This is a genomic window from Amycolatopsis sp. GM8 (genome assembly GCF_021653975.1).
Taxonomy (GTDB): domain Bacteria; phylum Actinomycetota; class Actinomycetes; order Mycobacteriales; family Pseudonocardiaceae; genus Amycolatopsis_E.
The window spans coordinates 471067-495908 of sequence record NZ_JAJKFK010000005.1 but is presented as its reverse complement, the minus strand read 5'-3'; the positions used below and the strand labels follow the sequence as shown (position 1 = coordinate 495908).

24 protein-coding genes and 1 pseudogene are annotated in these 24842 nt (G+C 68.3%); 14 read left to right on the top strand and 11 right to left on the bottom strand.

Annotated elements, in window-relative coordinates:
- Positions 1-10 precede the first annotated feature (10 nt).
- Entirely contained in the window at positions 11-1135 is a 1125-nt protein-coding gene (locus LOZ83_RS25835; protein ID WP_236794246.1) for an NDMA-dependent alcohol dehydrogenase, read from the top strand.
- 7 nt (positions 1136-1142) lie between these two features.
- Here the strand turns inward: LOZ83_RS25835 and LOZ83_RS25830 are convergent, their stop codons facing one another.
- Complete coding sequence (locus tag LOZ83_RS25830) at positions 1143-1952, bottom strand: enoyl-CoA hydratase/isomerase family protein (RefSeq protein WP_236794245.1); 810 nt, start codon at positions 1950-1952, stop codon at positions 1143-1145.
- A gap of 87 nt (positions 1953-2039) precedes the next feature.
- Between LOZ83_RS25830 and LOZ83_RS25825 the strand changes: the two genes are divergently transcribed.
- The 6 genes from LOZ83_RS25825 to LOZ83_RS25800 all read left to right on the top strand — a co-directional run bounded on the left by LOZ83_RS25825 (position 2040) and on the right by LOZ83_RS25800 (position 8202).
- Positions 2040-3227: a lipid-transfer protein gene (locus tag LOZ83_RS25825; protein ID WP_236794244.1), complete on the top strand. Its 1188-nt coding sequence runs from the start codon at positions 2040-2042 to the stop codon at positions 3225-3227.
- Between the two features lies 1 nt (position 3228).
- Entirely contained in the window at positions 3229-4050 is an 822-nt protein-coding gene (locus LOZ83_RS25820) for an SDR family NAD(P)-dependent oxidoreductase (protein WP_236794243.1), read from the top strand.
- 24 nt (positions 4051-4074) lie between these two features.
- Positions 4075-4983, top strand: coding sequence for an SDR family oxidoreductase (locus LOZ83_RS25815; protein WP_236794242.1), 909 nt, complete (start codon positions 4075-4077; stop codon positions 4981-4983).
- Positions 4984-5026: 43 nt separating this feature from the next.
- Positions 5027-5716, top strand: a complete 690-nt coding sequence (locus LOZ83_RS25810) for a TetR/AcrR family transcriptional regulator (RefSeq protein WP_236794241.1) — start codon at positions 5027-5029, stop codon at positions 5714-5716.
- Positions 5717-5864: 148 nt separating this feature from the next.
- Complete coding sequence (locus LOZ83_RS25805; protein ID WP_236794240.1) at positions 5865-7364, top strand: AMP-binding protein; 1500 nt, start codon at positions 5865-5867, stop codon at positions 7362-7364.
- Positions 7357-8202, top strand: a complete 846-nt coding sequence (locus tag LOZ83_RS25800) for an enoyl-CoA hydratase (RefSeq protein ID WP_236794239.1) — start codon at positions 7357-7359, stop codon at positions 8200-8202. Before LOZ83_RS25805 ends, LOZ83_RS25800 begins: the two co-directional genes overlap by 8 nt.
- 60 nt (positions 8203-8262) lie before the next feature.
- Here LOZ83_RS25800 and LOZ83_RS25795 read toward each other — a convergent pair whose 3' ends face one another.
- A complete protein-coding gene (locus tag LOZ83_RS25795) occupies positions 8263-9084 on the bottom strand; it encodes an SDR family oxidoreductase (protein ID WP_236794238.1) in 822 nt (273 codons plus the stop codon).
- A 177-nt stretch (positions 9085-9261) separates the two neighbouring features.
- Between LOZ83_RS25795 and LOZ83_RS25790 the strand changes: the two genes are divergently transcribed.
- Positions 9262-9966: a FadR/GntR family transcriptional regulator gene (locus tag LOZ83_RS25790; RefSeq protein WP_236794237.1), complete on the top strand. Its 705-nt coding sequence runs from the start codon at positions 9262-9264 to the stop codon at positions 9964-9966.
- Positions 9967-9970: 4 nt separating this feature from the next.
- Here LOZ83_RS25790 and LOZ83_RS25785 read toward each other — a convergent pair whose 3' ends face one another.
- From LOZ83_RS25785 to LOZ83_RS25770, 4 genes are read right to left on the bottom strand one after another with little or no spacing between them, the layout of a single operon-like run.
- Positions 9971-11161 (bottom strand): CaiB/BaiF CoA-transferase family protein, encoded by a 1191-nt coding sequence (locus LOZ83_RS25785; protein WP_236794236.1) that lies wholly within the window; start codon positions 11159-11161, stop codon positions 9971-9973.
- On the bottom strand, positions 11145-11663 hold the full coding sequence (locus tag LOZ83_RS25780) for a MaoC family dehydratase (RefSeq protein ID WP_236794235.1): 519 nt from the start codon (positions 11661-11663) through the stop codon (positions 11145-11147). Before LOZ83_RS25780 ends, LOZ83_RS25785 begins: the two co-directional genes overlap by 17 nt.
- A gap of 8 nt (positions 11664-11671) precedes the next feature.
- Complete coding sequence (locus tag LOZ83_RS25775; protein ID WP_236794234.1) at positions 11672-12829, bottom strand: acyl-CoA dehydrogenase family protein; 1158 nt, start codon at positions 12827-12829, stop codon at positions 11672-11674.
- Positions 12830-12837: 8 nt separating this feature from the next.
- Positions 12838-14205: an MFS transporter gene (locus tag LOZ83_RS25770; protein WP_236794233.1), complete on the bottom strand. Its 1368-nt coding sequence runs from the start codon at positions 14203-14205 to the stop codon at positions 12838-12840.
- 140 nt (positions 14206-14345) lie between these two features.
- Here LOZ83_RS25770 and LOZ83_RS25765 point away from each other — a divergent pair, with 140 nt between their 5' ends.
- From LOZ83_RS25765 to LOZ83_RS40515, 4 genes are read left to right on the top strand one after another with little or no spacing between them, the layout of a single operon-like run.
- A complete protein-coding gene (locus tag LOZ83_RS25765) occupies positions 14346-14813 on the top strand; it encodes a MaoC family dehydratase (protein ID WP_236794232.1) in 468 nt (155 codons plus the stop codon).
- Positions 14810-16171 (top strand): MmgE/PrpD family protein, encoded by a 1362-nt coding sequence (locus LOZ83_RS25760; RefSeq protein WP_236794231.1) that lies wholly within the window; start codon positions 14810-14812, stop codon positions 16169-16171. Before LOZ83_RS25765 ends, LOZ83_RS25760 begins: the two co-directional genes overlap by 4 nt.
- Positions 16152-17060, top strand: coding sequence for a CoA ester lyase (locus LOZ83_RS25755; RefSeq protein WP_236794230.1), 909 nt, complete (start codon positions 16152-16154; stop codon positions 17058-17060). The genes LOZ83_RS25760 and LOZ83_RS25755 overlap by 20 nt, the downstream gene beginning before the upstream one ends.
- Positions 17057-18442, top strand: a complete 1386-nt coding sequence (locus LOZ83_RS40515; RefSeq protein WP_236794229.1) for an MmgE/PrpD family protein — start codon at positions 17057-17059, stop codon at positions 18440-18442. The genes LOZ83_RS25755 and LOZ83_RS40515 overlap by 4 nt, the downstream gene beginning before the upstream one ends.
- A gap of 99 nt (positions 18443-18541) precedes the next feature.
- On the opposite strand, the pseudogene LOZ83_RS25745 reads toward LOZ83_RS40515, so the two are convergent.
- The 5 genes and pseudogenes from LOZ83_RS25745 to LOZ83_RS25725 all read right to left on the bottom strand — a co-directional run.
- Positions 18542-18739 (bottom strand): annotated as a pseudogene (locus tag LOZ83_RS25745) (transcriptional regulator); the annotation flags it as partial.
- Between the two features lie 140 nt (positions 18740-18879).
- Entirely contained in the window at positions 18880-19779 is a 900-nt protein-coding gene (locus LOZ83_RS25740) for an ABC transporter permease (RefSeq protein WP_236794227.1), read from the bottom strand.
- Entirely contained in the window at positions 19776-20573 is a 798-nt protein-coding gene (locus tag LOZ83_RS25735) for an ABC transporter ATP-binding protein (protein ID WP_236794226.1), read from the bottom strand. The genes LOZ83_RS25740 and LOZ83_RS25735 overlap by 4 nt, the downstream gene beginning before the upstream one ends.
- On the bottom strand, positions 20570-21442 hold the full coding sequence (locus tag LOZ83_RS25730) for an ABC transporter permease (RefSeq protein ID WP_236794225.1): 873 nt from the start codon (positions 21440-21442) through the stop codon (positions 20570-20572). The genes LOZ83_RS25735 and LOZ83_RS25730 overlap by 4 nt, the downstream gene beginning before the upstream one ends.
- Before the next feature lie 2 nt (positions 21443-21444).
- Entirely contained in the window at positions 21445-22749 is a 1305-nt protein-coding gene (locus tag LOZ83_RS25725) for an ABC transporter substrate-binding protein (protein ID WP_236794224.1), read from the bottom strand.
- A 285-nt stretch (positions 22750-23034) separates the two neighbouring features.
- Between LOZ83_RS25725 and LOZ83_RS25720 the strand changes: the two genes are divergently transcribed.
- Entirely contained in the window at positions 23035-24318 is a 1284-nt protein-coding gene (locus LOZ83_RS25720; RefSeq protein ID WP_236794223.1) for a styrene monooxygenase/indole monooxygenase family protein, read from the top strand.
- Positions 24318-24815: a flavin reductase gene (locus LOZ83_RS25715; protein WP_236794222.1), complete on the top strand. Its 498-nt coding sequence runs from the start codon at positions 24318-24320 to the stop codon at positions 24813-24815. Before LOZ83_RS25720 ends, LOZ83_RS25715 begins: the two co-directional genes overlap by 1 nt.
- Positions 24816-24842: the final 27 nt, after the last annotated feature.

Sequence of the window (24842 nt, the reverse complement as noted above, 5' to 3'; positions counted from 1 at the left end):
GAAAAAGAGCATGCGCACGCGTGGAGCAGTCATCGCCGAGGTGCCCGGCCGGCTGGAAGTGATCGATCTCGAGGTCGACGAGCCGAGGGCCGACGAACTCGAGGTCAAGGTCGTCGCGTCGGGCATGTGCCACTCCGACGACCATCATGCGACCGGCGATTCGCATGTGGGCATCCTGCCGTTCGCGATGGGGCACGAGGGTGCGGGCATCGTGACCCGGCTCGGCGGCCCGAACACCAAGGGAATCAAGGAAGGCGACCACGTCGTCTTCAACCCGCTCCCGTCGTGCGGGCACTGCCGGCGGTGCGCCACCGGACACCAGAATCTGTGCGACCTGGGGGCCGGTGTCCTGGTGGGGGCACGATGGCGGGATCCCAGCAGCTATCGCCTGCACACCGTGGACGGCCGGCCGGTGGGCCAGATGTGTGGCATCTCCACGTTCGCCTCCACCACGCTCGTCTCGATCGAGTCCGTCGTGAAGATCCCGGACGACATCCCGCTCGACAAGGCCTGCCTGGTCGGCTGTGGGGTCAGCACGGGATGGGGCTCCGCGGTCACCATGGCGGAGGTTCAGCCTGGTCACACCGTCGTGGTCATGGGCACCGGTGGCGTCGGGGTCAACGCCGTCCAGGGCGCGGTCCACGCCGGAGCCGCCCACATCATCGGGGTCGATCCCGCCGAGTTCAAGCGCCAGGCGGCGCTGGAGTTCGGTGCCACCCACGCCGTCGCGACCATGGACGAAGCGGCCGAGCTGGCCCGGCAGTTCACGAACGGCCAGGGGGCCGACGCGGTCGTGGTGACCGTCGGCGTGCTGCAGCCCGACTACGTGGCTCAGGCATTGGGCGCCCTCGGCAAGGGCGGCATCTGTGTCGTCACGGCGGTCGGCAACGAGAAGTCGGTCGGGGTGCCAATCCGGATGACCGAGCTGACCTTCTCCCAGAAACAACTGCGCGGCACCGTGTTCGGCGGCACCAACGGCAACTGGGACGTGCTGCGGCTGCTCGACCTCTACCGTGCGGGCAGGTTGAAGCTCGACGAGCTGATCACGCGTACGTACACCCTCGACGAGATCCAGAAGGGGTACGACGACCTGCTTTCCGACCAGCTCGTGCGGGGGGTCGTGCTCCACGACTGAGCGGCCTTCAGCCGGTCCGCGGCGCGCGCCGCTTGGTGAGCGCCGTGGCCATGGCCGACTGCGCGGCCCCGGTCAGCGCGCCGATCGCCTGGGCGCGCGCCTCGGTATCCAGATGGTCACGCAACGACGAGCCCAGGCCGGCGTCGAGCAGTCTTTTGCTGGCTTGCACGCCATAAACCGGTTGCCCGGCCAGCTCCGTCGCGAACTCCGTGGCGGCCGTGAGTGGGTCCGCGCTGATGCCCGCGGCGAGTCCACATGCGACAGCTTCCTCAGCATCGAGGACCCCGGCGGAGAAGAACAGATGCGCGGCGCGGCCGTGCCCGATGATGCGGGGGAGCAGCCAGGAAAGCCCGAAGTCCCCGACCGTCATCCCCAGCCGCAGGAACGGGGCCGAGAACCGGGCATCGGGCCCGGCCAGGCGGACATCCGCCGCCGCGGCGAAGGCGAACCCGGCTCCGACCGCGTGCCCCTGGACGGCGGCGACGACCGGCTGCGGGATCGTCCGCATGGCCCACGTGACGGCCGCACCCGCCGCCATGCCCGCCTGGGTCGCCTCGACCGGATCCGCGATCGCCGGGTCGGCCAGGCCGGCGTCGAGGTCGAGGCCGGCGCAGAACGCCCGCCCCTCACCGGCCAGCACCACGGCACGCACATCGCGCCGGTCGCCCAGTTCGAGCAGGGCGGCACGAAGCTCGACGAGCAGCTGGTAAGTGATCGCGTTCAGCCGCTCCGGCCGGGTCAATGTCACCGTCCCGACGCCGTCGCGCACCCGCACCCGGACGGTGCGTCCCGACCCTTGTGATGTTCCAGCCGTCATGACAGGTGTATATCACTCAACACAGACTTGATCGGCATGACAAGTCACGAGCATACTGAAACCAGCTCACCGAAGAGAGGAGATGCCATGTCAGGGAACGCGGTGGTCGCCGGAGTCGGGATGATCCCGTTCACGAAGGCCGGGCACAGTGACAGCTATGACGTGATGGGCGCCGAGGCTGCGCGCCGAGCGCTCGCCGACGCCGGCATCGGGCTCGCCGACGTCCAGCAGGCCTACGCCGGCTACATCTACGGCGACTCGACGTGCGGGCAGAAGGCCCTCTACAAGATCGGCCCGACCGGTATCCCGATCATCAACGTGGACAACAACTGTTCCTCGGGTTCCACGGCACTGTTCCTGGCCCGCCAGGCCGTCGAGAGCGGCACCGTCGACGTGGCGCTCGCGCTCGGGTTCGAGCAGATGGAGGCCGATGTCGAGGGCCGCTGGCCCGAGCGGCCGCACCCGCTGGAGGAGCTCGTCAAGGTCGTCATCGAGAAGCAGGGCCTTCCCGACGGGCCGATTCCCGGTGCCGCGTTCCTGTTCGGCGCGGCGGGTGCCCAGTACGTCGAGGAGTACGGCATCGACCCGAAGGTCTTCGCCCACATCACCGTCAAGGCCCGCCGCCACGCGGCGAACAACCCCTATGCCGTGTTCCGCGAGCCGCTCACCGTCGACGAAGTCCTGGCGTCGCGCCACATCTCCGGCCCGCTGAGCAAGTACCAGTGCTGCCCGCCGTCTTCCGGTGCCGCCGCCGCGGTCGTGGTGTCCCAGGAGTACGCGAAGAAGCACGGGCTGCGCGGTGACGTGGTCATTGCCGCCCAGGCGATGGCGACCGACTTCCCGAGCACCTTCGAGGGCGACATGAAGCGACTGGTCGGCTACGACATGGCGGTCGCGGCTTCCCGGGCGGTCTACGAGAAGAGCGGCATCGGCCCCGAGGACGTCCGCGTCACCGAACTGCACGACTGCTTCACCACCAACGAGTTCATCACCTACGAGGCGCTCGGTCTCACCCCGGAGGGCACGGCCGAGAAGTTCGTCCTCGACGGCGACAACACCTACGGCGGGAAGGTCGTCATCAACCCCTCCGGCGGGCTGATCTCCAAGGGGCACCCGATCGGCGCGACCGGTCTAGCGCAGTGCGCGGAGCTCGTCTGGCAGCTGCGCGGGCAGGCGGAGGGCCGCCAGGTCGAAGGTGTCACCACCGCGCTGCAGCACAACCTCGGTCTCGGTGGCGCGGCCGTCGTGACGATGTACCAGAAGGTGGACGGCTGACATGGGAAAGCTCGAAGGCAAGTCCGCGCTCGTCACCGGAGCCGGTCGCGGCATCGGCCGCGCGATCGCGCTCAAGCTCGCCTCGGAGGGCGCGTCCGTCGTCGTCAATGACCTCGACGCCGAGCCCAGCACGGAGGTCGCCGACAAGATCAAGGCCGCGGGCGGCCGAGCCGTCGCGGTGCCCGGCAGTGTGACCGGCGAAGGCTTCGCCGACCGCTTCGTCGGTGCGGCCGTGGAGAGCTTCGGTGGCGTCGACATCGTCATCAACAACGCCGGCTACACGTGGGACAACGTCATCCAGAAGATCTCCGACGAGCAGTGGCACGCCATCGTCGACCTGCATCTCAAGGCGCCCTTCGACATCCTGCGCGCGGCCCAGCCCGTCATCAGCGCCGCGGCCAAGAAGGAGCGGGAACAGGGCGTCGTCGTGCACCGCAAGGTGGTCAACATCTCGTCGGTGTCCGGGCTGCACGGCAGCTCCGGCCAGGCCAACTACTCGGCCGCCAAGGCGGGCATCGTCGGGCTCACCAAGACCCTCGCCCACGAATGGGGCCGCTACCACGTCAACGTCAACTGCGTGGCGTTCGGCTTCATCGAGACCCGGCTCACCGCGCCCACCGGCGTCTCGAAGATCGAGGTCGAGGGCCGCGAGATCAACGTCGGCGTGCGGCCCGAGGCCATCGAGGCGCTCAAGACGCTGATCCCACTGGGCCGGGCGGGCACGCCCGACGAGGCCGCCGGTTCGGTGGTGATGCTCACGTATCCCGAAGCCGACTTCGTCTCCGGTCAGGTCATCACCACCGCCGGCGGCTATGAATACTGACCCGTCACCCGACAAAGGAATCCGATGAATTCACCTGACAATGGGCCGGCACCCGGACCCGGCGGCATCACCGACTTCGCCGGGCGGGTCGCCTTCGTCACCGGTGGCGCGCGCGGGATCGGCCTGGGCATCGTGCGGGCGCTGCTGCGCCGCGGCGCGAACGTCGCGGTCGCCGACGTCGACGCCGGGGCGCTGGAGCGGGCGCGCGAACTCCTCGCTGTCCCACCGTCGCGGCTTCGCTGTTACCAGCTCGACGTCACCGACCGCGAGCAGTACGCCACCGTCGCGGCCGAGGTCCGTGATGATCTGGGCGAGGTGTCGCTGCTGTTCAACAACGCCGGCATAATCGACTCCGCCAGTCCCAGCAGGCTGACCTTCGAGATGTGGGACCACGTCGTCGGGATCAATCTTTCGGGCGTCTACAACGGATTCCAGACGTTCGTGCCCGGGATGGTCGCCGCGCCGCACCGCTGCCACATCGTGAGCACCTCCTCCGAGGCGGGCCTGGTCGAGGCGGGGTCGGGGTTCCTCTACCACGCGAGCAAGTACGCGGTGGCCGGGCTGAGCGAGTCGTTCCGCCGGGAGCTGGCGCATTTCGGGATCGGCGTGTCGGTGCTGTTCCCCGGGCCGGTGGCGACCGGCATCGTCGAGAACACGCGCCGATTGCGGCCGGACACCGCGCCGACCCACTCGGCGCGGGTGACGCGGATCCTCGACACCGCTCACCAGCTCCTGAACGAGCAGGGTGCCTCGCCCGACGGCGTCGGTGAGCTGGTGCTCGACGCGGTGGAGACGAACGCGCCCTATATCGCCACCCGCAACGAGATCGGGGATGAACTGCGCCGGCGGACCGAGGAGCTCACCGCGGCGATGGAGCACGCCGAGACGTTCCTGGCGAAGTTCGCGGCCACCACCGGCCAGGTCGCCGGCTGATGTGCCGGGGAATGGAAGGGGTGCCGGATCTAAGATGACGATCGTGAGTTCCCCAGGACGGCGCCGGATCGACGAGATCGGCGACGAGAGCCGAAAGCGCATCCTCGACGCGGCCGAGGCCCTGTTCGCCGAACGCGGCTTCGATCGCACGTCCTTCGTCGACATCTCGGAGCGGTCCGGCATCAGCCGGGGCAGCATCCCGTGGCACTTCAAGAACAAGGACGGCCTCGTGATCGCCGTCGTGGAACGTGCCATGGACCGGTACATGGACCCCGGCCACTACGGCGAGTCCTTTCCCTCGCTGGCCGAGGTCCTGCACGACTACGCCACCTGGGTGCGCAGCGGCAACTCGGCGCTGATGTTCATGATCCTCACCGAGGCGATGAGCAGCACGGGTGCCGTCCACAACCAGTACCAGGAGTTCCTCGACGAGCGCCGTAAGGGCGTCGAGCGGTGGCTGCGCGTGCAGCGTCCCAGTGGGGTGGATCCCGTTGTCGCGGCCGAACAGGAGCGTGCGGTCGCGATCGCGCTCAACGGGGCTGTGATGGGTATCCATCTCCAGTCACTCATCGACCCCGACGGCGTCGACCTCGACGGGGCCCTGCAGTCGCTGGCGGTCACGGTCGGCAACAACCTCGCCGACGTGTGGGCACCATCGGACGCCGGCGCGACGCGGCCCACCGTCACGAAGAAGCGCGGCGGCGCGAGCCCCCGCAAGCGCAGCGCCGGCTGACGGGTTTCCCCGCTCGTATCCCCGGCCGTCCAGGGCCTGACCTGGGACGGCCGGGTGAAGGCCGCGCTCGAATCACAGCCTATGCCGTTCTATGTTGTTTGACATAGACTTGTCCTGCCTGACGTGACGATCGAGAGAGGTACGAAACATGGACGTTTCGGAACTGGGGCAGCTGATCGCGGCGAGCCCACCAGAACCGTTCGTGCGGACGATGGCCCGGCTCGCGGACGAGGACCCCGATTTCGTCGCCATCAGCCACGGGGACGACTCCGTCACCCGGCGCGGGCTCGAGCAGCGGTCCAACCGGCTCGCTCGCGTCTACCTCGAAAAGGGCGTGAAGTTCGGTGACTATGTCGCCGTCGCACTGCCGAACGGGATCGACTTCTACGTCGCCTTCTTCGCGGCGCTCAAGGTCGGCGCGGTACCGCTCCCGCTCTCGTACCGCCTCCCGGTCACCGAACGCCAGGCGATCATCGACCTCGCCGAAGCGGCACTGCTCGTCGGTGTGAACGAGGCGGACCACCCCGGGAACGTCGCGCTGCCGGCCGGTTTCGAACCGGACGCCACCGTGAGCGACGAGCCCCTGCCCGAGGTCGTCTCCCCGGCGTGGAAGGCCCCCACATCGGGCGGCAGCACCGGGCGTCCCAAGATCATCCGGTCCGGCACCGGCGCCGAAGCGTCGCCCGCGATCAATCAGCTCGTGTTCCGCTACACGGCCGAGGACACCCAGGCCGTGGTCGCGCCGCTTTACCACAACTCGGCGCTCGGGATGTCCGTCGGTGGCCTGCTCCTGGGGCAGCACATCGTGGTCATGAACAAGTTCGACGCCGAGGAGACCTTGCGGCTCATCGAGAAGCACAAGATCACCTGGCTGATGCTCGTGCCCACGATGATGCACCGCATGCACCGGGCCATCGAGGCCGGCGCGAAGTACGACCTGTCGTCGATCCGGCTGCTGTGGCACACGGCGTCGAAATGCCCCGAGTGGCTCAAGGAGAAGTGGATCGAGCTGCTGGGCGCGGAGAAGGTCCTGGAGCTCTACGGCGGCACCGAGTCGATCGCCATCACGGTCATCACCGGCGAGGAGTGGCTCACCCACCGCGGGTCGGTGGGCCGGCCCTGGCTCGGCGACATGAAGGTCCTCGACATCGACGGCAACGAGCTGCCGCCGGGCGAGATCGGCGAGATCTACATGAAGGGAGCCGAGGGCCTCGGACCGAGCTACGAATACGTCGGCGCGCAGGCCCGGTCCATCAACGGCTGGGAGACCCTCGGCGACCTGGGCCAAAAGGACGAGGACGGCTACCTCTACATCAGCGACCGGCGCGTCGACATGATCGTCAGCGGCGGCGCGAACGTCTATCCCGCCGAGGTCGAGAACGCGATCGACCAGCACCCGAAGGTGCTTTCCTCGGTCGTGGTGGGCCTTCCCGACGACGACCTGGTCCAGCGGGTCCATGCCATCGTGCAGGCCGAGCCCGGCACGACGGCACAGGAGGTCCTCGACTTCCTCGCCGACCGCCTGGTCCGCTACAAGATCCCGCGGTCGCTCGAGTTCACCGACCAGCCGTTGCGCGACGACTCCGGGAAGGTGCGCCGCGCCCGGATGCGCGACGACGCCATCGAAAGGATGAAAACCCATGCCTGAGCCCACCTTCGAGCGGATCCGCTACGACGTGCCCGCCGAGCGGGTCGCCCGCATCACGCTGGTGCGCCAGGAGACCCGCAACGCGCAGGACTACCGGATGCTCCACGAACTCGATGAGGCGTTCCAGCGGGCCACCCTGGACGACGACATCCGGGTGATCGTGCTGGCGGCGGACGGGCCGCACTTCTCGTCCGGTCACGACCTGGGGAACACGGCCACCGGAGCCGATTTCGAGCCCCGGAACATGACCGGTGGCTACCTGCAGCCCGGCCAGGCCGGCGGCATGGCCAACGAGGAGGAGTTCTACCTCGGGATGTGCTGGCGCTGGCGCAACATCCCGAAGCCGACCATCGCGCAGGTCCAGGGCAAGGTGATCGCCGGCGGGCTGATGCTGGTGTGGCCGTGTGACCTCATCGTCGCCAGCGAGGACGCGAGTTTCGCCGACCCGACGGTCGCCCTCGCGGTCAACGGGCACGAGTACCACACCCACCTGTGGGAGGTCGGCGCGCGCAAGGCCAAGGAGATGCTCTTCCGGGGCCATGCGCTCACCGCGCGGGAGTGCGAGAGCCTCGGCATGATCAACCACGTCGTCGCGCGCGAGGACCTCGAAAACTTCACCCTCGAACTGGCCGGCGAGATCGCCGAACGCCCCGCGTTCGGGCTGAAACTGGCGAAGATGTCGGTCAACCAGGGGCTGGAGGCGCAGGGGCAGCTCAACGCCCTGCACACCGCGTTCGCCCTGCACCAGACCGGCCACGCCAACGCCCGCGCGGTCTTCGACGGGCTGCCCGTCGACCCGTCCGGCATCGAGGTCATGCGGAAGCTGTCCAAGAAGTAGCCGCCGGAATGGCGGCGATGGGGGCGGTGCGCCGGTGGCCGTACCGCCCCCCAATGGCCGTCAGTGGGAGGCCTCTTCGCCCGCCGGAGCGGGAAGTGAGTCCAGCAGGGCCTCGCTCCGCATGCGCAGGTAGGGCCGCAGCGAGTCGTCGGTGTGGATCCAGGTCGCCCCGGCCTCCATGCCGGCGATGACCATCTCGCCGACGGCATCGATGCTCACACCCGACTTGAACGACGCCTCGGTCTGCTGGCGCTGTTCCCCCTGCGGGAAGCCGGAGTGGCCCGCGCTCAACGACTCGGTGTTCTCCAGGATGCGGGTGTCGACGAAGGCGGGACAGAGCACGCTCACGTCGATGTCGTACTTGCTTGCCACCTGCTTCAGCGCCTCCGAAAGCCCGACCACCGCGTACTTGCTGGTCGTGTACAGCACATTCGCGTGACCGACCAGCCCCGCACCCGAGGCGGTGTTCACGACGTACCCGCCTTGGCCGCGCTCGATCATGCGAGGCAGGAAGGTCTGGAGCCCGTTGACCACGCCGTTGACATTGACGCCGAGAGCCAGGTCCCACTTCTCGTAATCCAGGTCCCGCAGGGACGAGACCGGCGCGATGCCGGCGTTGTTGAACAACAGGCTCACCGCGCCGAGCTTCGACTCGGCCTCGTCCGCGACGGACGCGAACACCTCCCGGTCCCGCACGTCCAGCCGGAAGGTCTCGACGTCCGTCACCTGCGACAGCTCGTCCTTGCTGGCGGCCAATGCCGCCTCGTCGATGTCGGCCAATGCCAGGCACACGCCCCGCTTTCCCAGCGCGCGGGCGATGCCCAATCCGATGCCCTGGCCACCGCCGGTGATGAAGGCGACCGACCCGTTCCACTCCCGCACAACACTGCCCTTCGTCGATGGTGCCCTCGCGGGCCGTACATATGGACCAAGTCTATGGTAACCGACATAGACCTGGATCATCAGAGGGCGGTGCGCTCGCCGAACATCCACTGTGGAATGAGCCGGCGCCGGGGTGAAGCGCGGTTCCGGCGTCGTGCCGCCGGTAGCATTGGGGACGTGAGCGAGACAAATGCGGTCAAACCGCAGTACCAGCGGGTTGCCGACGAGTTGCGTCTCAAGATCATGGCGGGGGAGTACCTGCCGGGACAGCGGCTGCCCGCCGAGCCCGACCTCGACGGTGTTTCGCGGAGCACCTGGCGGGAGGCGATCCGGACGCTGCAGGCGGAGAGCCTGGTCGTCGCGACGCGGGGCGTCCGGGGTGGGGTGTTCGTCGCCGAGCCCACGGCCGACGACGTGTCTCGCTATCTGCGCAACTCGCTGACCTTGCTGGCTCGCGGCCGGCTTCGGCCGGAACAGATTCTCGAGGTGCGGCGGATGCTGGAGGTGCCGGCCGCGGGCCTCGCGGCGCAGCGGCGCCGCGAGGCCCATCTGGAACAGCTGGCGGACGCCCTCACGGACTCGCGGGAAAAGCGGGGCCCCGAGCAGTGGGCGGCGAACTACCAGTTTCACGCTGTCCTGCTGGACGCGACCGACAACCCGCTCACCTCGGCCATCCTCGACCCGCTGACGACCGTGCTGCGGTCAGCGCTCGACCGCGGCCAGGCGGATGAGGCGTTCTGGGCCGTCGTCTGCGGTGATCACGACGAAATCCTCACCGCGATCCGCGACGGCGACCCGGCGGCGGCGGAACGGGCGATGAGCCATCATCTGGACCACCTCGCCAAGACCTACGGCGCGATCAGCCGCCTCGCCGACGACTGAGGCGTCACGCCACCGTTCCGTTGTCGCGCAGGTTCCGGCGCCGGTCCGCGTCGAACCCGAGATCGGCCAGGATCTGGTCGGTGTGCTCGCCGAGCAGCGGCGGCCCGAGTTCGTTGACGGCGGCCAGCCCGGATATCTGTGGCGGATAGTCGAAGACCTTCACCGGGCCGACGGCGCTCTTCACTTCCCTGACCAGACCACGGTGGTGCACTCGCGGATGGTCCAGTCCTTCGGCGAAGGTGTTCATCGCACCGGCCGGAATACCTACCTCGTGGAAACGCCGCAACCAGTAGTCCTGTGGCTGTGCCTTGATGGTCGTCCGCACGATGCGGTCGAGGGGCTCGCGGTTCCGCATGCGTGACCGGTTGGTGGCGTAGTCGGGATCGTCCACGAGTTCGAGATGCTCCAGTGCGGTGCAGAACTTCTCCCACTGCGCCCGGCTTCCGGCGCCGGCCGCGACGATGACACTCCGGCCGTCACCGCATTCGTAGGCCCCGTACGGAAACATGGTGTGGTGGTTGAGTCCGACGCGGCCGGGAAGTTCGTGGCCGTACCACCACATGTAGGGAAAGTAGCCGCTCCACGTCATGACCGCGTCGAACAGCGCGAGGTCGATGAGCTGCCCCTCACCGGTCCGTTCGCGGTGGTACAGGGATTCCAAAATGGACACCGAGGCGTACATCGAGCCGGCGATGTCGCACAACGAGACGGACAGTTTCGCGGGCTGTTCGGGGGTGCCGTTGGTGCTGATGAGGCCCGTCTCGCCCTGGATGATGAGGTCGAGCGCGGACCGGTCGGCATAGGGGCCGTCCTGGCCGAATCCGGAAATGCGGCACACGATGATTCGCGGGTTCCGCCGCCGCACCGCGTCGATGTCGATACCGAAGCTCTCCAGCGTGCCCGGAACGAAATTCTCGATGAACACGTCCGCGTCGGCGAGGAGCCGTTCCAGCACGTCGATGCCGTCAGCGCTGCGGAGGTCGAGGGCGATGCTGCGCTTGCCCGGGTTGACCCAGGCGTGGCCGGACCCCATGCCGTTGACGATGTCGTCCCAGGCCCGGATGGCGTCGCCGCTGCCGGGCCGCTCGATCTTGATCACGTCCGCGCCCATCTGGGACAGCAGCCGGGTACAGAACGGCCCGGCCACCCCCTGGGTGACATCGACGACGCGCAGACCCTCAAGCGCTGTGGGCATGAGTCACCTCCGTGGTGTGACCGTCGGCGGCGGCCCAGTGCTCGCGCCGTTTGAGCAGGACGGTGCGCAGGCCGGTGGCGACCTCGGTGCCGTCGGCCTTGCGGCCGGTGAACCGGTAGGTCAGCAGCCCGGCGTCCGGGCGGTCCGCGTCCCGGAGCTCGATGACCTCGCTGCGGGCGTAGAGCGTGTCTTCCCGGTAGACCGGGTTGGACAGGCGGATGCCGGTGAGACCGATCTCCGCGATGGCGTTCTCGCTCATGTCCTCGGAGGTGAGCCCGATGACGATGGCCAGGGTGACCGCCCCCATCACGAGACGCTCGCGGAAGGCGCCGTCCATCAGGTCGCGCATGTAGTCGAGGTTGAAATGGCCCTGCGCGGTGTTGAGGGTGAGGTGCGTGATGGCCAGGTTGTCCTCATTGGACACCGTCCGGCCACGGACGTGCTCGTGCACGGTGCCGGTGCTGAAGTCCTCGAAATAGCTGTCAGGACTGGTGTAAGCCATGGTTTCCTTCACTGTTCGGTGATGCGGCGGGCGATGATCTCCCGCTGGATGTCGCTGGTCCCCTCGCCGATCGGCAGCAGTCCCGAGTCACGCCAGTACCGGTTGACCGGCGAGTCCAGGGCGAATCCGGCGCCGCCGTGGATGTAGAGCGCGTCCCAGCACACCTTGTGCGCCATCTCGGCGGCGAACAGTTTCGACATGCCCGCTTCGAGGTCCGCGCGCTCACCCGCGTCCAGCTTGGCCGCCGCGTTGTAGGCCAGTGCGCGGGCGGCCTCGATCTGGGTGCGCATGTCCGCGAGCTTGAACCGCACCGCCTGGAACCGGCCGATCGGCTGGCCGAACTGCACGCGCTGCTTGCTGTAGATCAGCGCTTCCTCGTACGCCGCCTGGGCGAGCCCGATGCACCGGAAGGCGAAACCCGCGCGGGCGATCTCGTAGCCGCCCATCAGCTGTTTGAACGCGGCGCCTTCCTGGCCACCGACAAGGTTTTCGGCCGGCACTTCGAGGCCGTCGAAATAGAGCTGGTAGGACCACATTCCCCGGTAGCCGACGGTGGCCAGGTGGGTTCCGGTCAGCTTCGGCGGGAGGAACTCGCCCCGGGGCTTGTCGACGACGAGCAGGCTCAGCCCGCCGTGCTTGGATTCGTCGCTGGTGCGGACGTAGACGAACAACGCCTCGGCGATGTCCGCGTTGGTGCACCACTGCTTGGTGCCGTGCACGACGTACGAGTCCCCGTCGCGGCGCGCCCGGGTGGTGATGTTCGCGGCGTCCGAGCCGGCTTCCGGTTCCGTGCCCGCCGAGGCGGCCTGGATCGCCCCGGTGGCCAGCCGCTCGACATAGCGTTCCTGCTGTTCCGGGGTGCCGTGGCGCACCAACAGGTCCGCGGTGACCGCGTTGCGCTGGATCAGGCTGCCGACCGAGAGGTTGGCCCGGCAGAGCTGCTCGGTGACGATGCCCAGCGCGGTGACGTCCATGCCGAGCCCGCCGAAGCGTTCCGGGAGGTTGACGCCGAAGTACCCGATCTCCGCCATCTTCTCGTACAACGCGTCCGGGATGTGGGCGTCCTCGGAGTCCAATGTGGACGCCAATGGCGCGACCTCCTTCTCGGCGAACTCCCGGGTGGCTTCGCGCAGCGCGAGATGTTCGGGGCTCAGTGTGACCGACATTCGTTCTCCTAGTTGATTTCCTCGAGGGTCTTGCCCGTGGTGCGCTCGCCGAACAGGCCGAGCACCAGGCCGCTGGCGAGCATGAAGATCGCGGTGGCGACGAACACGCCCACGAAGCCGAGGCCGGCGAAGATCGCGGCGATGATGAACCCGCCGGCGAACCCGGCGAGGCGCCCGGTGCCGTTGGCGATGCCGGAACCGAGGCCGCGCAGGTTCGTCGGGAACACCTCGGGCAGGTAGGCGTACACGATCGCGGTGTTGGTCTGCAGCAGCAGGGTCACCACGAAGCCGGCGCCGACGAGCAGCCAGTAGTCATGGCTCAGCGCGAAAACGACCATCGCCACCGCGACCAGGACGCACAGCACGAGCGCGATCCGCCGCCGTTCCCAGCGGTCGGTGATCAGCAGAGCGCCCGCCGCGCCGGCGAAGGGGGCGATGGACAGGATCGTGGTGATGGTCAGCGCGCTGGCCGTGCTCAGGCCTCGTTCGACCAGCAGCGTGGGCACCCACGCGTTGAAGCCGTAGAAGCCGAGGATCGCGAACACCATGGTGACCGACGCGACCACGACGCGGCGCCTGTTCCCCGGCCGCCGCAGCAGTTCGCCGGGACGGTGCGCGGGCTCGGCGCCGCGCTCGACGGGATCCGGCAACGGCGAGCCGGTGCGCGAGCGGACCTCGTTCTCCAACCGGGCGACCAGGGCTTCCGCGCGCCCGGCCTGGCCGTTGAGTTCCTGCCAGCGCACGGATTCCGGCAGCACGAACAGCGCGAGCAACCCGGGTACCAGCCCGATGGCGCCCACGACGAACAGCCAGCGCCAGGTCGAGGGCCCGAGCGGCACGATGATCCGCGCGGCTCCCGCGATGAGCGGCACGCCCAGCAACCCGATCGCGAGCATGATCGCCTGGTAGCGGCCGCGGGAGTGCCGCGGGAACATCTCGGCGACGTACACGATCAGCACCCCGGTGACCGCCTGCAGGCCGATCCCGGTCAGGATCCGGAACACCGCGAGGACCGGCACGCTGCCGGCCACCGCGCACAACAGCGAGGCGGCGGCGTAGAGGACGGTCGCGGCGACCAGGATCTTCTTCCGCCCGAACCGGTCGGACAGCCGCCCGCCGAGGAAGCCGCCGACGAACATGCCGAGGAACGAGTACGACGTCAGCTCGCCGATGGTCGCGACGGAGACGCCCCATTCGGCGCGGATCGCGGGCGCCGCATAGGCCATCGCGTTCAGGTCGGCCAGGTCGCACAGGAACAGTGCGCCGAGCAGGACGACCCAGCCGGCGTGGGCCCTGGTGAGCCGGGGCAGGCGGTCCAGTCTCGCGGTCAGAGAGGCCGTCGCGACCCCGGCGGCCGGCGGCGTGTTTATGTTCATCGCTCTCCCTTGAGCAGTGGAAACAAAAACTCTGAGTTTTTACGCTAGCTGCCGCCCGTCGCCGTGGACAAGAGCCTTGACAGAAAAACTCTGAGTTTTATAGTGGCTGTTCAGAAGCGAATGAACGGAGACTGATGGCAATGCGGCCAGTTGTGCGGCAACGAGGTCTGTGCTTCGAGGACTTCTCGATCGGCGACGAGTTCGACCACCATTGGGGCCGGACGTTGCTGCTGGGCGAGAGCATCGCCTACAGCACGCGCATGATGCAGTTCAATCCGCTGTACTTCGACGCGACCTACGCCCGGCGACTCGGTTACGCGGCGATCCCGATCAACCCGATGCTGGTCTATTCGACGGTCCTGGGCCTGTCGGTCGAGGACCTGTCCGAGGCGGGCGGCCCCTTCCTCGGCGTCGAGGATCTCGAGTTCGGCGCCACCATGTACGACGGCGACACCGTCCGCGCCTCCTCGGTGGTGCTCAGCAGCAAGCCGACCCGGTCGCGGCCGGGCTGGGGCGTGGTCGAGTGGGCCACGACGGGACGCAACCAGCGGGACGAAGTGGTGGTCGGCTACCGCCGGTCGAACCTCTCGCGGATGAGGGCGGCATGAGCGGGCCCACGACGGCGCTCGCGGAGATGGTCGCCGGCCTCGAGATCGGTGACCTGCCTGACGCGGTGACCGACGTGCTCGGGCAGTGCCTGCTGGATTTCGTGGGCGTCACCGCCCTCGGTAGCGACGTCGAGTCCAGCCCTCCTCTGCTGCGCGGGGTGGACACGGTCGGGGGCGGTGGATCGTCCACAGTGGTCGCCCGGCGCGAGACCTACTCGCTGGAAACAGCCGCGCTGCTCAATGGCACGTTCGCCCACAGCCTGGACTTCGACGACACCAATATCGACTCGGTGATCCATCCCGGGGCCGCGGTCGTCCCGGCCGCATTGGCGGTCGCGGAACACCTGGGTTCGCCGGGCACCGAACTGCTGGCCGCCCTCGCGGCCGGCTACGAGACCGCGTGCCGCATCGGTCGCGGCCTCGGTGAAACCGTGTACCAGCGCGGTTTCCACCCGACGGCGATCGCCGGGACCTTCGGGGCGGCGGCCGCGGTCGCCCGCTTGTTCCGCCTGGACAGCGAAACGATCGAACACGCCTTCGGCCTGGCCGGCTCGATGGCGGGCGGCACGATGCAGTACCTGGCCAACGGCGCCTGGAACAAGCGGCTCCACCCCGGTCTCGCCGCGCGAGGTGGGCTGCTTGCCGGGGTGTTGGCCCAGAACGGTTTCCGCGGCGCCGCGCAGGCTCTCGAAGGTGAGCACGGAGCCTTGTCGTTGTTCGCGATCGAGCCGTCGGACACCCGGGTCACGGCGAACCTGGGGCAGGACTGGCTCCTGCTCCGCACCGGATTCAAGCCGTATCCGTCGTGCCGTCTCACGCACGCCGCAGTCGACGCCGCGCTCGAAGCACGCGAGAAACTGGGCGGCCCGCCCGACAACGCCGTGTCCATCCGGCTGTCCGCCACGGCGTACTCGATCGTCGGCGGGACCGAAATGCACAAGATTCATCCGTCCAATGTGGTCGAAGCGCAGTTCAGCGTCGTGTTCCAATGCGCGGTCGCGCTGCTGGACGGGCGGGTCGACTGGAACTCCTACGACCGGATGGCCGACGCCGATGTCCGCGCGCTCAGTGACCGGATCACGGTGTCGGCGGACCCGGACCTTGCCAGCGCCGCCGCCCGGCTGCGATGCGACGACCTCACGATCGGCGTCGACGAGCCCGCCGGCGAGCGACTCAGCCGTGCCACCTGGCCCGCCGTCGAGGCGAAGTTCCGCGCGAATGCCGCCGGTGTGCTGGGAAACGACCGAACCGAACGACTCGTCACCCTCGTGCAGGCGTTGGCATCACTGGAATCCGTCGACGAACTCATGGAGGCGTTGCGCTCGGAAGGGAGTGACGATGCGCCGCCGCCGCAGTGAGCTGGTCACCCCGGCCACCAGCGAACGCATGATCACCAAGGCGCTCGGCGGACCTGCCGACGTGCTCATCCTCGACCTCGAAGACGCCGTGAGCCCCGAGCGAAAACACGAGGCTCGCGTGTCGGCCGCGCGCGCGTTGACCCGCGACGACTGGGGAACGCGTGGCCGCGCCGTGCGGATCAATCCACCCGGCGGCGGGCTCGCGCTCGACGATCTGCGTCAGGTGGTCGGGGAAACGCGGGCAGCACTGGATTTCGTCGTGATCCCCAAGGTCGTCGCGCCCCGCGACGTGTGGTGGGTCGACACGACCCTCACCGAAATCGAGCGTGGCCTGGGCCTCGACCACCGGGTCGGCATCGAGGTGCTGATCGAAGACGTCGCGGCGATGCCCGAACTCACCGCCATCGCGGCCAGCAGCCCACGGGTGGAAGCGCTGGCGTTCGGGCCCGGTGACTTCTCCGCGTCACAACACCTGGACCTCGACGCGGCCGGCAACGACCGCGAGGACCTCTATCCGGGCGACGTGTGGCACCACGTCCGGAGCGCCATCGCTATCGCCGCGCGCATCGCCGGTGTCGCCGCCATCGACGGCGCCTACGCCGATCTGCGCAACGCCGACGGCTACCGCCGGGAATGCGTCCGTTCCCGCACCCTCGGCTTCGACGGGAAATGGGCCATTCACCCCGATCAGGTCGCCGTCGCCAACGACGTCTACACGCCAGGGCCCGAGGCGGTCGAGCAGGCACGCGCCGTCCTCGACGCCTATCAGGCCGCGACCCGGGACGGAGCCGGAGCGGCCGCTCACAACGGGCACCTGATCGATGCCGCGACACTGCGTGCCGCGCGTCAGGTCGTCGCCGCATCCCTGAGCACAGAAGGAAACTCGTGACCAAGACCATCGCCGGCGACCTCGCCGGGTTCGTCACCGACCTCACCACAGCCGACCTGCCCGACGCGGTGCTCCACACCGCCCGCCTGCACGCCGTCGACGCGCTCGGCATCGCGCTCGCCTCCAGCCGTATGGACTTCGGCGAAGCCGCTCACAACGCGGCACGCGCACTCGGGACCGGAGACGACAGCCGGTCCCTCGGCTTCGGCACCGCGATGCCAGCGTCGTCCGCCGCGCTCGTCAATGGCGTGCTGATCCACGGACTCGACTTCGACGACACTCACATCCAGGCCATCCACCACGCCACCGCCCCCGCCCTCGCCGCCGCGCTCGCGGTGGGTGAAGCGGAAAACGCCGACGGCGCCGCCACCATGCTCGCCTACGTCGCCGGCCTCGAGATCGGCTGCCGCCTCGCCGCGGCCGGTGCCGGGCGCTTCCACGACCGCGGTTTCCATCCGACCGGCATCGCGGGCACCTTCGCCGCTGTGTGCGTCACCGCGAAACTGCGTGGCCTGCCCGCCGACGTCCTGGTCAACGCACTCGGCCTCGCCGGCAGCCAGGCCGCCGGCATCTTGGAGATCAACGAGTCCTGGCTCAAGCGCCTCCACCCGGGCTGGGCCGCCCACTCCGGCATCATCGCCACCACGCTCGCGCAGCACGGTTTCCGTGGCCCCGCAACGGTGTTCGAGGGAACTCACGGCCTGTATGCCAGCCATCTCGACGGCGAGCCCGACCTGTCCGCCCTCGCTCCGGGAGACCTCGGTGACCGGTGGCTCGCGTCTGACATCGCACTCAAACCGTACCCGTGCTGCCATTTCACCCATGCCTTCGTCGACGCCGCATTGGAGTTGCTCGGCACGCTCGGGCGCTCGAACCTCACCGCGGACGAAATCGACACCATCACGTGCCCGACCACACCCCGCCTGATGCCCGCGGTCACCGAACCGGCCGACCGTAAAACGGCACCGGTCACCATCTACGACGCACTGTTCAGCGTCCAGTACGCCGTCGCATTGGCCCTGACAAAGGGAAGGGTCGATCTGGCCGCCTTCTACGACGAACCGCTCGACGACCCCGGCGTGCTCGCCGTCGCACGCAAGGTCAGCTGCCCACCCGACCCGGACAGCGACTACCCGGCGCATTTCCCGGGCGAGGTTGTGCTGCGCCTGGCTGACGGGCGGGAGCTACGCAAAAGGGTTCCGGCGAGCAGTGGCACACCCGACAACCCACTCGACGACCAGGCAGTGCGAGAGAAGTTCGATTCGAACGCCGGCCGCGCGCTCCCCAGCGACCAGGTGCGGCGACTCGGCGAGTGCGCGCTGCGGTTCGACACACTGCCCGCGATCGGCACTCTCGTCGACGCCTGCGTCGTACCGGCCTGAAACGTCTGTCAGCGGTTGGCAGCCGTCCAGCTGGCGAGGAGGTCGATTGCTCGTCGTGAGGGTGAGTCGGGTTCGGTGGTGTAGATGTACAGCGTCATGTCGGGGTCGCCGGGTGGGGTGAGGGTTTCGGTGTACGCGGTGTTGTTCCCACCATTGGTCGAACTCACGGCTGTGTTCGCGTAGTTCGGTGACGAGGGCGGTGGTGGTGGTGTCGGGGTCGCGGCGCGGGCTTGGTCGGGCCAGTCCACGAACAGGGCGCGGGCGTCCTGGTCGAGGAACATCCAGCGGGCGTACCACGTCGTCAGCGACGAAGGCCCACTACGCCTGCTCCTCGGCTCAGACGCCCACGCCTACGCCACCGCCAAAGTGGACGCACTACGCGCCAACCTCGACGCCACCGCACAGACCGCCGCCGCCACCGACCACGCCTGAAGTTGTCAGTCGGCCCACCGGGAGAGGCGGCGCACGGCGGCGCCCAGCAGACGCACGGTGCAGAACGTCAGGATGATGAAGGTGAGGGCGATGATCATGACCTCGGAGATCTGGGTGAACCCGAGGGCCTGTCCCATCGCCCAGCCCAAACCGTCCTGAATGCCCCAGAGTTCGGAGGCCAGCAGCACACTCCACGCCAGCACGCTCGCGACCGACAGTGCGCCGGCCACTTCGGGCACGATGCTGCGCGGGACGACCTGGGTCCAGATCCGCCAGTGACCGGCACCCAATGTGCGGGCCCAGGCGAGCTGGTCCGGGTCGAGGCGTTCGACCGCGGTCGTCGTCGCCATCAGCATGATCGGGGCGACGCTGAACACGATGAAGGCGATGCTGGCCGCGCTGCCGGCACCGAACCACAGGGTGAACAACGGCCCCATGGCCAGCAGCGGCATCATCCTCGACAGGTTCGCCACGCCACCGAAGGCGCCGCGAAGTGGACGGGACCAGCTCATCGCCAGACCGGCCGTGACGCCGATGACGACGCCGCCGGCCAGCCCCAGGACCACGCGGTACAACGAGGTCAATGAGTTGTCGACGAGAGCCAGGATGCCCAGCCAGGCCGACTGGCTCCCGCCGAGCGCGGGCGGGTGCCCGCCCAGGCGTCCCGAGTAGTAGTCCGAGAGCCCGGGCAGCCCGGTCCGCAGCGCGTACCACAGGTCGGGCATCACGTATTCGGGATGGGCGACGGTATGGGCGAACACGAGCGCGATCGCTTCCCACGCCACGGCGAAGAGCACGATTCCCGCACCCAGGGCCTTCAATGACGGGCGCGTGCGGGTCACCGTGCCGCTGCGCGATGCCCGCGACGCGGTGACAACCGGGCGCGTGACGGTCGGAGCGCTCATTTTTCCCCCAGCCGGCCGATGAGTTCCTGACGCAGCTCGATCGCGGCGGGGTCCGAGCGGAGATCGTCACCGCGCGGCCGGGCGAAGGGAACTGTGATGTCCTGAGCCACCCGGCCCTTGCCCAGGATGACGATCCGGTCGGCGAGCAGCAGTGCCTCGTCGACGTCGTGGGTCACGAACAGGACGGTCTTGGCGGTCTCGGCCCACAGTTGCAGGAGCAGCCCCTGCAATTTCTCGCGGGTGAAGAAGTCCAGTGCGCCAAAGGGTTCGTCCATGAGCAGGATGCTGGGTTCGTTCGCGAACACGGCGGCGATGGCGACCCGTTTGCGCATCCCGCCGGACAGTTGCCGCGGCCAGGCTCGACGCCACTCGTCGAGGCCCACCTCTTCGATCAGGTGGTCCACGGTGGGCTGGTACTCGGCGCGGGGCACGCCGCGCAGTTTCGGGCCGAACGCCACGTTGTCCTGCACACGCAGCCACATGGGGATGGCGTCCTGCTGGAACACCATGCCCCGCTCGGCTCCCGGTTCGGTCACCGCGCCTTCGGGTGTGGTGATGCTGCCCGCGTCGGGCCGGGTGAGACCGGCCACGGCCCGCAGCAAGGTGGACTTGCCCTGTCCGGACGGTCCGAGGATGCAGACCAGTTCGCCGCGCCGCACCTGGAGGTCCAGACCATCGATGGGCGTGATCGTCTTCCCGGCCGCGGTGAACGTGATGGTGAGGCCACGGACGTCGACGGCGACATCGTCGACTGTCTGGCCGGTTGTGGCCTCGGTTTGGGTCAACCCGGTCATGAGGGCTCCTTGTCGGTCTGCCACTGGGCGAACTGCCGGACGATGAGGGACAACACGGCATCACAGAGCAGCGCCAGGATTCCCAGCGCGAGAATGAGCGCGATGACCGAGGCGATGTCACCGGTGCCGGCCCGGACGGCGATGGCACGCCCGATTCCCGCCGGCGCGCCCAGAAGCTCGGCCACGACCTCCAGCCCCCACGCCTGGCCGAGCGCGGCGCGAAGACCCGTCAGGGTCGTGGTCAAGGTGGCGGGGAAGACCACGCGGCGCAGCCGGGCGGACGAGCCGCCGCCGAGGGTGGCCGCGTATTCCTCGTACCGCAGCGGCAGGGCCAGCGCGGCGGACTGTGCCACCACCAGAACTGTTGCCGCGCTGAAGAAGACGATGAGCAGGAACTTCCCGGTTGTGCTGGTGCCGAACCAGACCAGCGCGAACGGCGCTGCCACCAGGATCGGCACCACGCCGAACACCGTCGTCACCGGTTCGACCAGATTCCGGACCCATTGGGTGCGCGCCGACGCCAGCCCGGTGACCACGCCGATGACAGCTCCGATCAGCCAGCCGCTCAACACGATCGAGCCGGTGTAGCCAAGGTTGCCGACGTAACTGGTGACGTCCAGGCCGAGATACTTCAGGGCCGGTGAGCCGTTGAAGTTCGCGGCGAAGTTCTTCGCCACTTCCCACGGCCCGGGCAGCACCGCGCTGCTTCGCACCAGCGCGGCCAGGAGCGCCCACACGAGCACGAATCCGATGACACCGACGAGCGGCCAGAGCCACGCTGTGCCCGGCCGGGCACGCGAGCTGCGGCGGTCCGGGCCGCCGGTTTCCGGTTCGGTCGTGGCGCCGAGACGTGAAGCCAGAATGGTCATGTCTATCCCTTCGTCGCGGCCAGCGCGTAGCGATACGCGTCGAGATAGTCGTAGTCGTCGTAGAACTTCTGCGCCTGGCTGTGCAGTTGACCCGGCGGCGCCGTCGCCAGCAGGGCCCGGGCCTGGTCGCGGTAGGTGCGCAGATCGTGATAGACGCGGTCGGCGAAACTGATGTCGGACGCCGAATAGTGCCCGCCCGGCAGCACGGCCTGAGCCTGCAAGCGCTGGATCTGTGCGTTGGTCTGGGTGGGGTAGTCGGTCGCGTGGTTCGGCGGCGGATTGGGCGGTGTCGGTCCGGCCACGGCCTGGTAGTTCTCGAAGGTGTTCAGCTCGTAGATGCCGTCGGTATAGAGGTGCGAACAGTCCTCGGCGGTCAGGTGGCTGCCGGTGTAGCTGTTGATGTAGTCGACGTAGCTCGCGCAGGCGCCCACCGGGTCGGCGTCAAGGTCGTGGATGATCCGGAACAGCACCCCGGTGAACCGCAGGATCGCGTTGTAGTTCTCGGACGCGAAGTTCTTGGTCGTCACGAATCCGGTGTAGGTGTTGGCCATGTTCAGTGTTTCCGACGGCAGGTTGGTGATGACGTCGGACACGATCATGAGCGGCTCCCAGCCGGCGCTCTGCAGCTGCGAGACCTGGACCGCGCCATTGGGCGAGGCGAAATCGCCCTGCCCGGAAAGCGCTGCGGTCACCATGTCCGGATCGCCCATGTACTGCGTCTTGACGTCGCCGAGGGTCAGCCCGGCAAGCCCCAGTGCCACGTTGTAGAACTGCGGGTCCACTCCGGTGTAGAGCAGCATGGTCTTGCCCTTGAGCTGTGCCATCACCTCCTGCGCCGCCTGCCGGAACGGAATCCCCTGTGCCATCAGGCCGCTGAGGGTCTTGTACTTCCCTTTGGGCGCCAGGATCCGCTGGACGTGTGCCGTGGTCGGCAGCGCGAAGGTCGTCACGCTCTGCACCGTGGACATCTGCGGGGTCAGCAAGGGCATGTACGTGTCGCCGATCTCGATCTGCCCGTTGAGCATCGGGGTCATCGAGGTCAGCAGATTGCTCTTGTAGCCGTTGGTGCGGGTGAACTCGATCCCGGCGTCGCGGAAGTATCCCCGGCGCTCGCCGATCAACGGGATGAGGCCGTCGCCGATGGGCGACCAGCCGGCGCTGATCGTCAGTTGAGGGATGTCGATGCCCGGTTCCGGGGCCAGCCCGGCGGGCAGCGTGAGTTCCCGGACCCGGATGCTCGGTGAGCACGCGCTGAGCAGGACCAGCATCACCGCCATCGCGACGGAGAATGGAGCTCGGCGTTTCATCTGACTCCTCCAAGAATTCGCGGCCCGCGCCTCGCGGCGCGCACCAGTGGACCGTACTGGCACCAATCCACAAAAACTTTGGCGACAACATGCTTGTTACCAGCGTTTACGACGCCGTAATGGGCGCAGAGGAGTTCCTGTAACACTCAGATTAAGACCAGAGACGGTCTTGATTGGTGCCAATCCATGGCTAAGATTGGAGCCATCATTGTTGGCGGGGCCTGCCAGAACCGAGGCCCACCCTGTCCCGTCGCCGTGCCCACCCTAGAGACGAGGAACCACGCCATGCGCAAGATCGCCGTTGTCGGAGCCGGCCCCGCCGGCTGCATCACCGCCTACGGGCTCGTCCAGGCCGGATACGAGGTGACCCTGTATTCCGACCGGACCCCCGACGAGTGGCTGAACAAATCACGACCGACCGGGTCGGCGTATCTGTACGAAGACGTCATCGACGTCGAGCGCAGCTATGGTATGGACCACTGGTCCTCGTCCTCGTTCCGTGGCCAGGGCTTCCTGCTGGATTCCCTGGCGACCGTCGGGGGCCCGCGGATGACCGTCACGGGCCGCACCGAGTTCGGGCGCCGGGGCGCCGGCATCGACCAGCGCATGCGGGTGAGCCGGTGGCTGTCGGACTTCGAGGGCATCGGCGGCAAGCTGGTCATCGGCTCGGTCGACCTGGACTGGATCGACAAGATCGCGCTGGCCAACGACCTCACGATCCTGGCCGCCGGCAAGGCCGAGCTGTCGAAGGTGATCGAGGTCGACCCGCGGTGGTCGCCTTTCTCGTCCCCGCAACGCAATCTGGCCATGGCGGTGGTGAAGAGCCGCTCCGGCAGGCATGTCTCGGAGTGGTTCGGCGACCGCCTCGACTACGTGCCCACCAAGTTCAACCAGTTCGGCGATGTGGGGGAGTACTTCTGGGTGCCCTACGAGCACAAGACCGAAGGCGCGACCTTCGCCCTGCTCTTCGAGGCGCGGCCCGGCTCGATGATCGACCGGTTCGGGGAGGCGGCCTCCGGTGCGGACGTCGTCGCCATCGGCAGCCAGATCGTCCGGGAGACCGCGCCCTGGGAGACTCACATCGCCGACGACATGGTCTATGTCGACGACGATCCGCACGCCTGGCTGACGGGCCGGTTCACCCCGGCGGTGCGCAAGGCATTCGGTGTCACACCATCGGGCGGGCGCGTCATCCCGGTCGGGGACACCGCGATCAGCTTCGACCCGGTGTGCGGGCAGGGCGGGAACTTCGCCAATCGCAGCGCCAAGTTCCTCGTCGACGTTATCGCCGCCAGGGGCGAGCAGGCCTATGACGACGCCTGGCTCGCGCAGGTGGGACAGGACCTGTGGCTCGATCACGGTCGCACGGCGTGGGAATTCAACAACCTGTTCCTCGAAAAGCTCCCCGCGAGCGCCACGCGCGTGCTGGAAACCGCGAGCACGAACCCCGCGGCCGGGGACGTCCTGTTCAACGGGTTCCCGCACACCGACCGCGTCCTGCCGATCCTGATGTCCGAGCCGCTGTCACGGGAATTCGCCGACAGGTACTCGCTGGGAGCGACACGGTGATGCCCACCGGGCTGGACGCGCAGTTCCGCGAGGGCATGGCCCGCCTCGGATCAGGGGTCTGCGTCATCACCTCCGACGGGCCCGCCGGCCGCCTCGGATTCACCGCGACGGCCGTGTGCAGCGTGACCGACACCCCGCCGACGCTGCTGGTGTGCATGAACCGCCGCAGCCAGCAGAGCGAACCGTTTCGCCGCAACGGAGTGCTGGCCGTCAACGTGCTGGCCGGCCACCACCGGCAACTCTCGCAACTGTTCTCCGGCGCCACCCAGGACATGTCGGCGCGTTTCGCGCACGCCGAATGGCTTCCGTCGGTCACGGGCGCGCCGCTGCTCTCGTCGGCCGTCGCCGCGTTCGACTGCACCATCGAAAACCTGCTCGACATCGGCACCCACAGCGTCATGCTCGGCCGCGTGATCCAGGTCGTCGCGGCGGAGTCGGACACGGCGCTGGTCTACTACCGCCGCTCGTATCACGAGGTCGGCAACGCGCACACATGACGAGCGAACCGATGACGCGCAGTAGGA

Excerpts from the sequence above, each read along its gene's own strand:
- LOZ83_RS25835 (WP_236794246.1), top strand. The coding sequence starts at position 11 with ATGCGCACGCGTGGAGCAGTCATCGCCGAGGTGCCCGGCCGGCTGGAA.
- LOZ83_RS25830 (WP_236794245.1), bottom strand. The coding sequence starts at position 1,952 with ATGACGGCTGGAACATCACAAGGGTCGGGACGCACCGTCCGGGTGCGG.
- LOZ83_RS25825 (WP_236794244.1), top strand. The coding sequence starts at position 2,040 with ATGTCAGGGAACGCGGTGGTCGCCGGAGTCGGGATGATCCCGTTCACG.
- LOZ83_RS25820 (WP_236794243.1), top strand. The coding sequence starts at position 3,229 with ATGGGAAAGCTCGAAGGCAAGTCCGCGCTCGTCACCGGAGCCGGTCGC.
- LOZ83_RS25815 (WP_236794242.1), top strand. The coding sequence starts at position 4,075 with ATGAATTCACCTGACAATGGGCCGGCACCCGGACCCGGCGGCATCACC.
- LOZ83_RS25805 (WP_236794240.1), top strand. The coding sequence starts at position 5,865 with ATGGACGTTTCGGAACTGGGGCAGCTGATCGCGGCGAGCCCACCAGAA.
- LOZ83_RS25800 (WP_236794239.1), top strand. The coding sequence starts at position 7,357 with ATGCCTGAGCCCACCTTCGAGCGGATCCGCTACGACGTGCCCGCCGAG.
- LOZ83_RS25785 (WP_236794236.1), bottom strand. The coding sequence starts at position 11,161 with ATGCCCACAGCGCTTGAGGGTCTGCGCGTCGTCGATGTCACCCAGGGG.
- LOZ83_RS25780 (WP_236794235.1), bottom strand. The coding sequence starts at position 11,663 with ATGGCTTACACCAGTCCTGACAGCTATTTCGAGGACTTCAGCACCGGC.
- LOZ83_RS25775 (WP_236794234.1), bottom strand. The coding sequence starts at position 12,829 with ATGTCGGTCACACTGAGCCCCGAACATCTCGCGCTGCGCGAAGCCACC.
- LOZ83_RS25770 (WP_236794233.1), bottom strand. The coding sequence starts at position 14,205 with ATGAACATAAACACGCCGCCGGCCGCCGGGGTCGCGACGGCCTCTCTG.
- LOZ83_RS25765 (WP_236794232.1), top strand. The coding sequence starts at position 14,346 with ATGCGGCCAGTTGTGCGGCAACGAGGTCTGTGCTTCGAGGACTTCTCG.
- LOZ83_RS25760 (WP_236794231.1), top strand. The coding sequence starts at position 14,810 with ATGAGCGGGCCCACGACGGCGCTCGCGGAGATGGTCGCCGGCCTCGAG.
- LOZ83_RS25755 (WP_236794230.1), top strand. The coding sequence starts at position 16,152 with ATGCGCCGCCGCCGCAGTGAGCTGGTCACCCCGGCCACCAGCGAACGC.
- LOZ83_RS25740 (WP_236794227.1), bottom strand. The coding sequence starts at position 19,779 with ATGAGCGCTCCGACCGTCACGCGCCCGGTTGTCACCGCGTCGCGGGCA.
- LOZ83_RS25735 (WP_236794226.1), bottom strand. The coding sequence starts at position 20,573 with ATGACCGGGTTGACCCAAACCGAGGCCACAACCGGCCAGACAGTCGAC.
- LOZ83_RS25730 (WP_236794225.1), bottom strand. The coding sequence starts at position 21,442 with ATGACCATTCTGGCTTCACGTCTCGGCGCCACGACCGAACCGGAAACC.
- LOZ83_RS25725 (WP_236794224.1), bottom strand. The coding sequence starts at position 22,749 with ATGAAACGCCGAGCTCCATTCTCCGTCGCGATGGCGGTGATGCTGGTC.
- LOZ83_RS25720 (WP_236794223.1), top strand. The coding sequence starts at position 23,035 with ATGCGCAAGATCGCCGTTGTCGGAGCCGGCCCCGCCGGCTGCATCACC.
- LOZ83_RS25715 (WP_236794222.1), top strand. The coding sequence starts at position 24,318 with ATGCCCACCGGGCTGGACGCGCAGTTCCGCGAGGGCATGGCCCGCCTC.